Annotated in this window: 12 protein-coding genes; 9 read left to right on the top strand and 3 right to left on the bottom strand. The window is 43.7% G+C overall.

The window, feature by feature from the left end; translation table 11 throughout:
- Positions 1-133: 133 nt before the first annotated feature.
- The 6 genes from mltB (at position 134) to lipA (ending at position 5,710) form a co-directional block, all read left to right on the top strand.
- Positions 134-1,345 (top strand): lytic murein transglycosylase B, encoded by a 1,212-nt coding sequence (mltB, locus tag MJ595_RS00560; RefSeq protein ID WP_263080579.1) that lies wholly within the window; start codon positions 134-136, stop codon positions 1,343-1,345.
- Between the two features lie 158 nt (positions 1,346-1,503).
- Entirely contained in the window at positions 1,504-2,262 is a 759-nt protein-coding gene (locus MJ595_RS00555; protein WP_263322430.1) for a septal ring lytic transglycosylase RlpA family protein, read from the top strand.
- Between the two features lie 165 nt (positions 2,263-2,427).
- Positions 2,428-3,684 (top strand): D-alanyl-D-alanine carboxypeptidase, encoded by a 1,257-nt coding sequence (locus MJ595_RS00550; RefSeq protein WP_263080578.1) that lies wholly within the window; start codon positions 2,428-2,430, stop codon positions 3,682-3,684.
- 71 nt (positions 3,685-3,755) lie between these two features.
- Complete coding sequence (locus MJ595_RS00545) at positions 3,756-4,034, top strand: DUF493 domain-containing protein (RefSeq protein WP_263080577.1); 279 nt, start codon at positions 3,756-3,758, stop codon at positions 4,032-4,034.
- Entirely contained in the window at positions 4,031-4,672 is a 642-nt protein-coding gene (gene lipB, locus MJ595_RS00540) for a lipoyl(octanoyl) transferase LipB (RefSeq protein WP_263080576.1), read from the top strand. The genes MJ595_RS00545 and lipB overlap by 4 nt, the downstream gene beginning before the upstream one ends.
- A gap of 48 nt (positions 4,673-4,720) precedes the next feature.
- Positions 4,721-5,710, top strand: coding sequence for a lipoyl synthase (gene lipA / locus MJ595_RS00535; protein ID WP_263080575.1), 990 nt, complete (start codon positions 4,721-4,723; stop codon positions 5,708-5,710).
- A 31-nt stretch (positions 5,711-5,741) separates the two neighbouring features.
- Here the strand turns inward: lipA and MJ595_RS00530 are convergent, their stop codons facing one another.
- The 3 genes from MJ595_RS00530 to MJ595_RS00520 all read right to left on the bottom strand — a co-directional run bounded on the left by MJ595_RS00530 (position 5,742) and on the right by MJ595_RS00520 (position 9,048).
- Positions 5,742-6,320, bottom strand: coding sequence for a hypothetical protein (locus tag MJ595_RS00530; RefSeq protein ID WP_263080574.1), 579 nt, complete (start codon positions 6,318-6,320; stop codon positions 5,742-5,744).
- Between the two features lie 114 nt (positions 6,321-6,434).
- Positions 6,435-7,769 carry a transposase gene (locus tag MJ595_RS00525; protein WP_263080573.1) on the bottom strand — a complete coding sequence of 445 codons (1,335 nt, stop codon included), beginning with the start codon at positions 7,767-7,769 and terminating at the stop codon, positions 6,435-6,437.
- Between the two features lie 55 nt (positions 7,770-7,824).
- Positions 7,825-9,048 carry a hypothetical protein gene (locus tag MJ595_RS00520; protein ID WP_263080572.1) on the bottom strand — a complete coding sequence of 408 codons (1,224 nt, stop codon included), beginning with the start codon at positions 9,046-9,048 and terminating at the stop codon, positions 7,825-7,827.
- A 341-nt stretch (positions 9,049-9,389) separates the two neighbouring features.
- Here MJ595_RS00520 and MJ595_RS00515 point away from each other — a divergent pair, with 341 nt between their 5' ends.
- The 3 genes from MJ595_RS00515 to MJ595_RS00505 all read left to right on the top strand — a co-directional run bounded on the left by MJ595_RS00515 (position 9,390) and on the right by MJ595_RS00505 (position 12,727).
- Entirely contained in the window at positions 9,390-10,127 is a 738-nt protein-coding gene (locus MJ595_RS00515; RefSeq protein WP_263080571.1) for a hypothetical protein, read from the top strand.
- 219 nt (positions 10,128-10,346) lie between these two features.
- Positions 10,347-11,465, top strand: coding sequence for a hypothetical protein (locus MJ595_RS00510; protein WP_263080570.1), 1,119 nt, complete (start codon positions 10,347-10,349; stop codon positions 11,463-11,465).
- Between the two features lie 161 nt (positions 11,466-11,626).
- On the top strand, positions 11,627-12,727 hold the full coding sequence (locus MJ595_RS00505; RefSeq protein ID WP_263080569.1) for a hypothetical protein: 1,101 nt from the start codon (positions 11,627-11,629) through the stop codon (positions 12,725-12,727).
- Positions 12,728-12,817 lie beyond the last annotated feature (90 nt).

The following is a 12,817-nucleotide window of genomic DNA, read 5'->3' as shown; positions in this document are numbered from 1 at the left end:
CTGTCAGGTTTGGAGCTAGTAACATAGACAAGAGGGCAGGGAGCAGGAGTAATTTTTCGAGATTTCCTATTTGTTAATAATGAGGTAAAGTTATCAGCCTGTCTGCACTATTCAACGACATGAGACGACTTTCATGGCCAGGTTGAAAACTTTTTATTTTGATGATGCTTCTTTTATGCCTCAAAGTGATAACTATCCCGGTAGTATCGGTGATTCGGGTGTAAAAAGAATATCCGTAATTTATCCTTTTTTATTATTAATTATCGTGTCGTTTATATCTGTTGCTTTCTCTGTGGAGTCAGTTTTTGCATCACATATAATGGTACGGCCGGATAAAAAAAATACCCAGGTAAAACACAGTGATAAATATCTTGGTTATATTAACCGTTCAGATGTGAAATTATTTATCAGGGATCTTGAAGCAAAAGAGCAGCTCCCAAGGAGAGATACTGAAAGGGTTATTGGTCTTGCCAAAAGGTCAGACAAAGCTTTGGAATTGATGGGGCGTAAAGTTGAAAATCAATTGGCGTGGAAGGATTACCATAAAATTTTTCTGACGACTGAACGCATCAACCAGGGTATTGTATTTTGGGAAAAGAATGCCAGGGCCTTGGCGCAGGCAGAAATAGAGTACGGTGTACCGGCCAGTATTATTGTCGCAGTGCTGGGTGTAGAAACAGCTTATGGTCGCCAGACCGGTGGTTTTAGTGTTTTGGATGCGCTTACCACACTCAGTTTTGACTATCCACCCCGGAATAAGTTTTTTAAAAACGAATTGAAAGAATTTCTCAAGCTGGTTCTGGAGCAGAAAATAAAGCACCCTGAAAACATCAGGGGGTCATATGCCGGGGCCATGGGGATTCCCCGGTTTATGCCATCCATCTATCGGACGTATGCTGTGGATTTTACCGGCGATGGACGATCCAATATCTGGGATTATAGCGAAGATGCCGTTGGCAGTGTGGCAAACTATTTATGTAAGCTGGGGTGGCAAAAGGGAATGCCTGTGGTATCCAAAGTCAGGGATCAAACCCGTATTGCCAATGAGTTTCCTCAGGCTTCAAGTCTCAGGCCGGATAAAACCCTTGCAGAATTAGGAAAAATGGGGTGGTATCCAGACATGGCCTTGCCTCCAGAGGTAAAGAAAGCCACTACTATAACCCTGGAGGCGGAGCAAGGCCCTGAATACTGGCTTGGCTTTACTAATTACTATGCCATCACTCGTTATCATCCAAGTCAGATGTATGCCATGGCGGTTGTGCAGTTGGCAAAAGAGGTAAAATCAGGCTATAACCATGCGGCCACACAGGTAAAGGAACAGGTTCCGGAGACCGGCAAGACATGACCTGTAAGCTCCTGTGCCTTCAACTTCAGGCCTCTTCTATGGTAATGGTAAAGAAGCCTGTATGTGCCTATGGCTGTCGGGGTCTCATGATACAATTGCTAAAAACAGAAGCGCTTATGGAAAATTTATCGTCAAGATTTCGCTACTGGGCTTTTGGTATGCTGGCCGCCGCCCTTGGTGGATGTACAACCACTGCAACCACCACAACAGAAGAAGATGGGCCACCCAAGGGACACGTGGATGTCTCTTTGATACCTGATGCGGTGCCAGAACCACACTCCGGGCGACTCAAGCACAGCCCCTACAAATTGAGAGGAGTCAGCTACAAACCCCTTAAAACCGCTAAGGGTTACTCCAGGGAGGGGATCGCATCCTGGTATGGAACCAAGTTCCACGGGAGGCAAACTGCCAATGGTGAAGTTTACGATATGTTCAAGATGACGGCAGCCCATAAAACCCTGCCGCTGCCTTCCTACGTCAAAGTAACCAATCTGGAAAATAACCGTTCTGTGGTATTGAGGGTTAATGATCGAGGCCCTTTTAAAGATGACCGATTGATTGATGTTTCGTATGTTGCAGCGAAGAAGTTGGGATTTGCCAACAGCGGTGTCTCTAAAGTCAAGATAGAAGGCATTGATCCCGGTGCATTCCTGACTTCCAAAGAGAGGAAGAAAGATGAGGATTCCTTGATTTACCTGCAATTAGCGGCCCTTAAAAACTTCCATAATGCCCATGTGTTACGCAGAGAGGTATTTGATAAATTGGGCGTTAAGGTCAGTATTGTTGCCAATGATGATGAGGTGAACCCTTATTATCGAGTGAGGGTTGGTCCTGTTGAAAGCCCGGAGCATATGGAGGAGTTGCTGGAACAGTTAGCTGAATCACGCTATGACACCCCCTTTATTGTTTATGAGTAACCTTTTTGTAAATTCGGGCTTTACAATTCAGCGAAGCGCTTTGATGAGCGGTTTTTGGCTAAAGAGTGACTCAATCTGTTTTTTCCATATGGCGTAGTTATTCAGAAAACCTTATCATTTCTCTCCATAAGCTTTCAGGGTCTGGGGATCTTCGAAAAAAACAACATGTTTTATCTCGTTCTCCCGGGATTCCGTTTATTTTTTAGAGAGTCATTAATCTGGATGAGCAATATTCTATCCCCTGTAAAAAAAATAGCCGGACTGGTTGCTGTGATGATGTGCCTGGGTACAGGCCAGGCACAGGCTAAAATTTCAGCCCTGATTCCTTCTCCTCCCAAAATAGCCGTGAAAAGCTATGTTTTGATGGATACGGATAGCGGTGAAGTGCTGGCTTCAGAAAACCCCGATGAAAAAATGCATCCTGCCAGTGTCACTAAAATGATGACAGCTTACATTGCAGAGGCCGAGCTGGACGCAGGTAATATAAGCCGGGATGATAAGGTTCTTATCAGTGAAAAAGCCTGGTCCATGGGTGGTTCCACGATGTTTGTCGAGGTGGGCAAACGGGTTCCGGTTGAAGAACTGATGAAGGGGATTATCATTGTTTCCGGTAATGATGCCAGTGTTGCCATGGCAGAGCATATTGCTGGCAGTGAAGATGCGTTTGCCCAGTTAATGAATGGCACCGCCATGAAACTGGGGATGAATAATACCCATTTCCGCAATGCAGCGGGCTGGCCTGTCTCTGATCATTATTCAACAGCCAGAGACCTGGCCACTCTTTCTCGCCACATTGTTAAGGATTATCCAGAGTATTATGGGCTGTACAGCCAGAAGTACTATCAGTATGGCGTCGATAAAAAAACGGGCAAGCCTCTGGCCAGACAAGCTAACAGGAACACCCTGCTGTGGACAAACCCTTATGTTGATGGCCTTAAAACAGGTCATATTGAAGCAACGGGTTATCACCTTGCCGTGACCGCTCACCGCGATGATCGACGCCTGGTGGCAGTCCTGTTGGGTGCCAGCAGTGAGAAGCAACGTTCAGAGGAAGCACAGAAACTGCTCACTTACGGTTTTCGTTTCTTTGAGAATGTAGATATCAAAAAAGGCGGTGAACCGCTGCAGGTGGTAAAAGTCTGGAAAGGCACCGCTGATGAAACATCCATTGGCATCGACAGGGATCTAGTTGTCACCGTGCCCCGTGGCACCGGCAAAAAACTTAAGGCCACTATGGAGGTGGATCAAAACCTGATTGCACCCATAGCCATCGGGCAGAAGGTGGGCAAGGTCAAAGTGATGCTGGAAGACGAGGTGATTAAAGAAGTACCCCTGCTTGCCCAGCAAGCAGTTGAGAAAGGTGGCTTCTTTAAACGGCTGTGGGATACAATTATGCTTTTCTTTAGCGGCTTGTTTTCCTAATTAAACAGCCATGAGCGGAAAATGCAGCTCCTTCCGGGAACTGCATTTTCATTTAAAACAGTAGAAGTGATATGGCTGATAGCAGTAACAATCAGGACGCACCCAAGATAGTCTTTCCCTGTGACTACCCCATTCGAATAATGGGAGCAGCAGCGCCGGACTTTAAGGATTTTGTTGTGCGTGTAGTAAAAAAACATGCGCGGGACTTTGATGGCAAGGCGGATGTAAAGGCCAGTCGCACCGGAAAGTATTTTTCTGTTCATGTGGTGATTCGTGCGACGGGAGAACAACAGCTTAAGGCTCTCCATGAAGAGTTAAAGGCCAGTGGCCGGGTTCAAATGGTGCTATGAGTCAGTCACTGTGTGTCCGTCAGCTTGGCAGGAAGGCCTATGAGCCTGTCTGGCAGGCCATGAAAACCTTCACAGAGCAGAGGGATGAGCATACACCCGATGAAATCTGGTTTGTGGAGCATGATCCGGTGTTTACACTGGGGCAGGCAGGAAAGCCAGAGCATGTCCTGGCAGCGGGTGATATTCCCGTCATAAAGGTGGATCGGGGTGGTCAGGTGACTTACCATGGCCCCGGTCAACTGGTTATGTATCTGTTGCTGGATGTTCGCAGAAGTGGCAGCGGCCCGAGAAAAATTGTAACGGCGCTGGAAAATAGCGTTATCCGTTTGCTGGATGGTTATAATATCAAGGCCTATTCCAAGCCGGATGCACCTGGCGTCTATATAGATAATGCCAAAATTGCATCGCTGGGGTTACGTTTCAGAAAAATGCGCTCCTACCACGGGTTGAGCTTAAATGTCGATATGGATCTGGAACCTTTTCAGCGAATCAATCCCTGTGGCTATGTGGGCCAGCCTGTTACTACCCTCAAGGCACTTTATCCCAAGGCCTCTATGGCTAATACTGCTAATGCCCTGCTTGAATCTCTGATGACTGAGCTGGGCAGTTATACGGATATACAGTATTCCAGTGACTAGCGGTTTATCATAATCTAGATATAACTATTTACTTGTGGCGTTCACTCTATGAGCGATGAAAACCTTATTCCCGCTGTTCAGATTGAGAGCGGAGCCAAGTTCGTCAATGACCGGGGCATCACGGCCATAAAAAATGGCATAAAGGCCAGTCATGGAGGTTCTGCGCCCATTCAAAGAAAGCCGGAATGGCTGCGCATTAAGGCTCAGTATGGCTCTCAATATAAGGAAGTGAAGGCCGTTGTGCACAAGCATAAGCTGAGCACTGTCTGTGAAGAGGCCATGTGCCCCAATATCAATGAATGCTGGAGTTCTGGTACTGCCACCATCATGCTGATGGGGGATGTCTGTACCCGTGCCTGTCGCTTCTGTGCAGTGAATACCGGCAATCCCAAAGGCTGGCTGGATGAAAATGAACCAGAAAGCACTGCCGAGACCGTTCAACATATGGGGCTGAAATACCTGGTGCTGACCTCTGTCAACCGTGATGACCTTACTGATGGTGGTGCAGGTCACTATGCTGCTGTGGTCAGAAAGGTAAAAGAGGTGAATCCCAAAACCGATGTTGAGGTATTAACACCGGACTTTATGGGTGATTTCAGCTGTATTGAAACGGTGGTTGATAGTGGTATCGCTGTTTTTGCCCAAAATGTTGAAACGGTGAAGAGGCTGACTCACCCGGTACGCGACCCCCGTGCCAGCTATGAGCAAACTCTGGCGGTTCTTGAATACTCCAAGAAGTACCGTCCCGATGTGTTAACCAAGACCAGCCTGATGCTGGGATTGGGGGAAACAGAAGACGAAATTCTGGAGGCTATGGATGATTTGAGAGCCGCTGGTGTTGATATTGTCACCTTTGGTCAGTATCTCCAGCCCACCAAAAATCATTTACCCATTGACCGTTATGTTACCCCTGAGGAATTTGAAAAGTATCGTCAGTGGGGACTGGAAAAAGGCTTCCTTGAGGTGGTGTCAGGCACTTTTGTCCGTTCCAGCTATCGAGCCGAACAGGTGCTCCAGAAAAATAACGTGGGGTTATAACTGACTATATTGATATATTGTGTCCGGAGGATTAGTCTTTCGGGCCTTCCTTTCTATTGCAAAATGAGTGGTTAGTGAGACAAAAATAACGACAAGAGTTATCTTTTGAGAAATCTTGCCAAAGAGCAACTGTAGATGATTTAGATAGAGGGGGGAACAAAGTGAGTCTGACGCTTTCGTTTCTATGTTTTAAAAACTGGTTTAAGTGAGGTGCTTTTTCTGCCCATAAATCATCGTCGAAAACTTCAATATTATATGATCCCTTTGAGTAGATATGGATGGGGGCATCCACCACTTTTTGAATTAATGGCAAAAGTCCTGGCTCTATTTCTATTGTTGATGGTAGGTGGGGTGAAATTTCTCTTAGTTCTTCTGGTGAAAATCCCGTTAAATCTTGTAGCTCTTTAAGGTATGTAGGAAATAACTCTTGTGGGGAAAGATTAAAACCATTTGCCCGGTTAAACTTGTCCATATCTTCTTTTAGTTGTAGCTGCCATATTTCATGTGTTATTTGGCAGACAGTAATCCTTATGTCTTCCTCAGATATGCGATTGGAAAATGGTAGTTGTTTAGAGTCAGCAATTCCCGCAAACCAGATTCCGGCTGGCACATTTTCAGTTAATTAAAAATGATTTTATCGCGGATGAACAGAGCCAGACTGCTGCTATATCGGCAGTCGGTTTTAATGACAGGTAACACAGGTCACAGGGCTAACATCAACGCTCTATGTCGTATCGACAGTCAGCAACTTCAAGCTCACACTTCGCCCTTCAATGATAGCTGTAAATACGTCTGTCCAGTTATCAATGCAGAACCAGTCAAACAGCCCTCGTATGGCATGCCAGAATGCCTTTTTAGACTTTTTTATCTTGAGCGCTTCCTGGAAGAGCTTGCAAGACAGTTGTTCTATCTGGTTGATGAGGAAGGCCGTAAAAGTCAGGCATGCCAGATTGCTGGCCAGATGCTGCTTTCCGTGCCCGTAATTGTGTTCGAGATGGTAGCCCTGTGTTTTCAGTGTATTGAACGTTTCGTTTTCAATTTTCCATTTAGCGCGTGCTCCTCGCATGAATTTATTCACGTTCTCGGCTGAAAGCTCAATGTCCGTGACCCAGGTGTTGACGTACTTCTTGTTGCCCTCTGGATCAATTTCTATATATTCGAGAAAGTTAACCAGCACATCCGGGTGTGACTTGTTAATGGGGGCACCATTCACAAACCGGAACCAGTGCGTAAACCCTTTATCATCGGTATATTCATAGCGCACCACTTTGTCTGCACAATCCAGCTCATCGACGGCCTGGTATAACGACTCATGGGTTGAATCCTTTGCCACCATAATGAAGCTATAGCCAAAGGACTTTACCAACTTGATGGTCGGTCCATCTGAGTACAGGTCATCAAAAGTCAGAACCAGTGGCAGGTGCGGATGCTCTCTGGATAAATTCGCCAATAGCCGCTTGAGCGCTACCTTCTCACAATCATTCTTTGACGCATCAACTTGTTTGATGATGGGTTCAGGCATTAAAGGTAATACTTCTTTCTTGCCCGGCTTTACCAGACAGCAGGCCAGTAACTGATGGTAGTATTGCGGATTTTTGCTGCCTGGCTTTTTTACACAACACTCAGGACAACTAATCTTCCCTGAGCAAAAGTGCCCCGTACCATCGATAGGCGCAAGATACCCTTCCTCAAAATAAGTGAACTGCTTAAGCCGCCCAGATCGTTGCACAAAGGCAAACAGGCGGGTAAAGAACTTCCTTAAATAGCGTGTTTCGATAGGGTCAATCAGATCCCTCAGATAGGTATCACTGGGGACACAGCTGACATTGTACATCGACTTTAAGTTCTTGAGCCTATCTGGGTTATTGACACAATCCTGATCAAAATCCAGTAATGAAGGGTATTTCAGGTGCATGACTGCCAGGCCACTCATGACCGCATCATGAAGGACAATTTTGTCATGTTGGCTTTTCTTGCGAAAGTCTGGAATTTGACCCGCTTCATCAGAGACTATTTTGAGCAGTTTTTCAGCAATGGTTCTTGGTTTCGTTAGCGGCACAACATGAGCATCGTTATTATTATTGTGGTGAAATTCTACCGGATAGTCTGCGATTTTAGCAAGAGGCTACCAAGCTACAGCCCTTGTTATTAAGGGCTTTAATCAAGTCTGCGGGAATTGCTGGTTTAGAGTAAGACTCAGCAATGGCTTGAAATAACGAAGAGCCATTTTCTTGGGTTAAAATTTTTTGACTTTCTTGCGACTCTATAGATGATATTTCTGTGAGTTTCCTGGAATATGGGTTGACTTTAGGCTTTTCTAAACTTTGAAAGGCCTTGTTTGCTAAAATTTGACTGATTTCTGTGAAGCAAATATTTTCCCATTCCGTTAACCTGGTATCAATGCTGTCTGCAAAATCATCTTTGCATTTTTTGTTTTTTTTGATTAGCTCTTTTCTATTTGTATTTGGTTGGTTATGTTTTTTTTCAGAAAGATCTTTGATGAAGTTGGATGCTACACCAATAGCATCTGTTAATTGTATGGCTGATGTTTCAGTTATTCCATTAGATAGGTATAGATAGCGAAATAAGGTGGGGGTTATACCCAGCAAGCAAGTTTGGTTTAATTTGGAATTAAGTTCTAATACTGTTGGCCAGTGCGTGTGTTCTATTGAATGTATATAGCTAACTGTTTTTTGATTTATGTTTTTGTCTCTTATTGGTTGCATTGGTCGTAGATGATGTCTGGAAATAAGGACTGAATATCTAATAGTTTGATTATGATTGAATGTAATAATTTCAATTCGTCGATATTTTCTAAACTCTCTGCAAAATACATCATGATCAGAAAAAATTGCGGATATCATTGAATCTGTAGAGAGATAGCTTTTATTTCTATCTACTTGAAGAAGTAATGAGTCTGGCATGCCATTGCTGCTTAGAGAAAAGCAAATTGGTACAGGTGAGGTGCCTTTATAATAAACATGAAGCTGGTCTGAAGAGCTTGTGTCAGGATTTGTAGTCGATAAAAAATAACCATCATTCTTGTTTCCACTAATAAGATTAGTATGTGCTATAACTCGAATCCAGCCATTAAATTTTAAAGTGTATTTTATGTTGGGACCATTTTCCCATTGAGTTGGTAAAACGCAAACTACCAAGTCAGGGTCTTGCTGATGTGGAATTCCAAGGTAGTTATCTGCTTGTGCTCTATTAAAAATAAAAAATAGAAATATAAGAAAAGCAGAAGGTAGTATGTTGTTTTTGTTTAGGCTTTTTAGAGGTGAAAATATTGATAGGCATTTATATGGTAATGGGTTATGGGGGTGTTTGTTGATCATGAATGATAAGTGATTTATTAAAGTAAGTGATACCGGATATGTTTTATTCTATTATCTTATATTAGTCTTCAATATGGAATTCTCCTAAGATGTCTTCAAACAAAAAACAGTCGTGATCTGGTGGCAACAGATCGAAAATGTTCGAGGGAAACATCAGGTACTGATTAAAATCAGCAGGGTTATCGTTGAATTTGGAGTGAGACAACCGTTTCTTCAACACTTGGATACATTGCAAAAGGCCTGATTTTACACAACCAGGCTACTCTAGGACAAGCTCCTGGAACTTTCTGCTTTATAATCTACTTTTACTGTATCATTGTTATATTTTGCAGGGGGCATGAGTGGTTAGAATTGAGCTTAAGTTGCGGTTGTCTATAACCCTATTCATTATCAGCACAATGAGTTTTGCTGGAGGTGATATCAGTAAAGAGGATATTCTCTTTAACTCCAGGCATGTCTGTATTGTAGAACCAGCCTCAGGAAAGGGTGTTTTAGTCTGGCACAGGTGTAAAAAGGAAAATGAGGCTTTAATAAAGCAGAGTGGGTTGAGGGCGAGCGGAAAGCACGGTTATAGTTTTTTTCGAGCGCCCTTTATGTATTGTGAGCAAGTGGATCGCTCATCTCCAGAGTCAGAACTGCAATCTCTCTATGGGGGAAAAACGCTCGAAGATGTAAAAAAAACAGATACCGATAGTGGTTATATATTTATAAGGGTTGATCCAAGGCAAACATACGTTTACCCCTCTGAATTGAGGGTAAAGATACCATCAAATAAGAAGCTTGTGACCGAAATGGATTTTTCAAAAAAATTATTGTCAGGCTTTTTGCTTACTAAGAACAAAGAAGAAGAGCAAGAAGGAAAGTGCCAGCTATGGAATCTTAATACAGGGAATACCATATGGAGGGTTATAAGAAATTCTTATTCTATGGGCTATTGTGACTATGACTCGTATTTGGATCTATCTGTTGAATACCCCTATAGCGAACATAATATAAAGTATCAGTCAGAAATATTGGTTGATATGGATGTCATTCCACCAAGTTACTTCGTTAATTGGTACTTGAGCGAAAATATCTGATCATCTATTCAGGTGGGTGACTTATGTAAAGTCCTGTTGCCTGCCGCTTTTTAATTGATCTGTATCAATTTTCCTTCGCAAATACATAGTATGGTCTTCTTGTCGTATTGCTTCAGGTGTCTTGATAGACAGGGGTATAGGCCTTTTTATCATTATTTAGTTCAGTAAAACACCATAAATACGGGCATCTCTTAATAAAAAAAACAGGAGAGAACGCTTATGACTGCCGTGATTCCGAAGCCTGTGAAGAGTCAGGTTATGAAAGACTCCTTTACGCCAGACGCATCAAAATTCTCCCTTGATGGGCTTTTTACCGATATCTCAGCAGATGACAAGGAAACCACTGTCTACGCCAATAATAATATGCAGGCCCGCGTTTATATTGGTTACAGCTATGACGATGATGTTGATGATACTAACCCGGATGTTCTGGCCGCGCTTGATAACTATATAAAGACAAATATTGTTTTCCACCTGCTGGATGATACAAACACCCTTCACGACTTAACATCAGACTGGCAGGCCTCTGCCACTGATAATGGCTATGAACACTGTATTGACTACACAAGTTCAGACACTGAAAACAAGAGTATTTATGGCCGTCGTACACCCTATTTTCTGATTCCCCCTGCCAAAGAAGCCGGTAGTGAGTACAAGCTCTGTGCCACACTGACAGGCACTGATGAACAAACGGAGGTTGATGCCCCGTTGGTTATTCATACCCACTATTTTGAGATAGAAGACTCCGACTTTGAAATTCACAGTTTGGGTGGCTCTGGTGGAGCAACCTTAAGGGTACTCCGTTATGTCCATAATGGTGGAAGTATGGTGCCTGATGGTCACAGGATAAAAAAAATCACCACCTATAAGGGAATGAATGTTAATAACTATGTGGCAGATCATGAGCCTAATGCCTGGATAGCAATGACCCATGCCCCAAATGGGGATAAGGCGGGTATCATCGTTGAAGGCCATCCCAAAAATATATATGCCGGCGAAGATCGTGAGGTCTATTACTACTACCTGATGGTTGATATTCAGAATGAGGATGAACCCCCGGGAGACTGGATTCAGTGCAATGGTTCTGCCTGGGATCAGCTGAAGGACATGGATGCCAGTGAAGCGGATGATGGTATCGCAATGGTGTTATTAACCAGTGTCAATGTGTCCAGTAAACACGGTGCAAAACATAAACTGGACTTTCACACAAAAGGTTATGAGCTAATCGATAATTATGGCAACCATGTAAACTTTGATATCGACTGGGGCGATTTTAATTCTGAAGATGATTGGTACGGAAACTGGAAGGTTTGCAATGTAGAACCGGTGAGGCCGTAAAGAAACAAGAAATTAATGATTGTTTTGGCATTCTTATACGTGCCATAAGAATGCCTGTAAAAATAAGAATGAAGGACTGCCCGGGAAGGATCTTGGGGGAAGGGAAGCAGAGTGAAATAGATTCAGTAATCTCCAATAAATAATAATAGGAGCGTTTCGCTATGACGATTGCAGTCGCTGACCCAAAGATCAACAAGACATCTGCCACTGAGTTCACGCCCGACCCGGATAAGTTTAGTCTGGGAGGGCTGTATACTGATATTTCAGACAGTAATGCAAAGGAAACCACCATTTACGCTAATGGCAATATGCAGTCCCGTATTTATATTGCTTACTCTTATGATGACTATGATATTGATGACAATGATCCAGATGTCCTGGCAGCCCTGGATCAATATGTGAAGGATAATATCAAGTTCTACAGGCTTGATAGTTCCAATAACCTCACTGAACTATCTGGCTGGCAACCATCAGCAAGCAGCAATGAGTTCCAGCATGATCTGGATTATGCTGAGTCAAGCTCAGCAGGGTTAAAAAGCGTATCAGGCCGGCGTGTTCCTTATTATCTGCTGCCGCCAAAGGGAGACTACGGTTTGGAGTATCGCCTTGCAGCAAAGCTGGGCGGTACTGATGAACAGACTTCTGTGGATGCTCCTGTCTATGTTCATACCAAGGAGTTTTATATCGAGTCCGGGGACTTTGATATTAAGGATGTGAAAAGTATCCATGATGGCTCTAATGTATTACGAAGCCTTTGCTATAAGAGCAATGGCCCCAATGCTCTTCCGGATTCCCATAAACCCATGAAGCTGGAAGCTAACAAGGGTATTAAAGTGAAATGCCTGGCAAATGGTTACAATACCAATTGCTGGATTTCCATGATGCACAGTAAAAAAGGCAAAAAAGCCGCTATCTTTCTGGAGCACAATTCAGGGCATGTGGCAGTACTTGAGCCTAATTATGCGTTTTATTATGACCATAATGGCGTCAGTGGTCATTCAGATACGGTGGTGGGAGGCGGTTCTCCCTGGGACACCACCACAGAGCTGGTGGGTAGCGACGTTCACGATGGTATTGCCATGTGCAAGGCTACCAGTGTGGAACTTCATTCCGGGGGATATCACTTCGACTTTGAGATGCAGGATTTTGTGATCCTGGACAACTATGGCAACCGGATGCGCGTCAATTTCAACTGGGACTACAAAGGTGACTGGTATCACTACTGGGCGGTGAGCAGTGCCAAGGTTGAGCTGCCGGAATAGAAATTAAAAAACTCTTCTTTTCTCCTTATTCACACTAATTAGCAAGACAGGTTTCAACCTGTCTTGCTGGTTCGCCAATAAGAAAAATAC

The organism is Endozoicomonas sp. Mp262, from assembly GCF_025643335.1.
In the GTDB taxonomy this organism is placed as follows: domain Bacteria; phylum Pseudomonadota; class Gammaproteobacteria; order Pseudomonadales; family Endozoicomonadaceae; genus Endonucleibacter.
Note: the sequence above shows the minus strand (reverse complement) of the source record. Positions and strands in the feature narration are given on the sequence as shown.

What these genes read in the sequence shown, in the direction of transcription:
- MJ595_RS00550 (WP_263080578.1), top strand. Translation starts at nt 2,428, where the DNA reads ATGTTTTATCTCGTTCTCCCGGGATTCCGTTTATTTTTTAGAGAGTCA.
- MJ595_RS00555 (WP_263322430.1), top strand. Translation starts at nt 1,504, where the DNA reads ATGCTGGCCGCCGCCCTTGGTGGATGTACAACCACTGCAACCACCACA.
- MJ595_RS00520 (WP_263080572.1), bottom strand. Translation starts at nt 9,048, where the DNA reads ATGATCAACAAACACCCCCATAACCCATTACCATATAAATGCCTATCA.
- lipA (WP_263080575.1), top strand. Translation starts at nt 4,721, where the DNA reads ATGAGCGATGAAAACCTTATTCCCGCTGTTCAGATTGAGAGCGGAGCC.
- lipB (WP_263080576.1), top strand. Translation starts at nt 4,031, where the DNA reads ATGAGTCAGTCACTGTGTGTCCGTCAGCTTGGCAGGAAGGCCTATGAG.
- mltB (WP_263080579.1), top strand. Translation starts at nt 134, where the DNA reads ATGGCCAGGTTGAAAACTTTTTATTTTGATGATGCTTCTTTTATGCCT.
- MJ595_RS00505 (WP_263080569.1), top strand. Translation starts at nt 11,627, where the DNA reads ATGACGATTGCAGTCGCTGACCCAAAGATCAACAAGACATCTGCCACT.
- MJ595_RS00510 (WP_263080570.1), top strand. Translation starts at nt 10,347, where the DNA reads ATGACTGCCGTGATTCCGAAGCCTGTGAAGAGTCAGGTTATGAAAGAC.
- MJ595_RS00545 (WP_263080577.1), top strand. Translation starts at nt 3,756, where the DNA reads ATGGCTGATAGCAGTAACAATCAGGACGCACCCAAGATAGTCTTTCCC.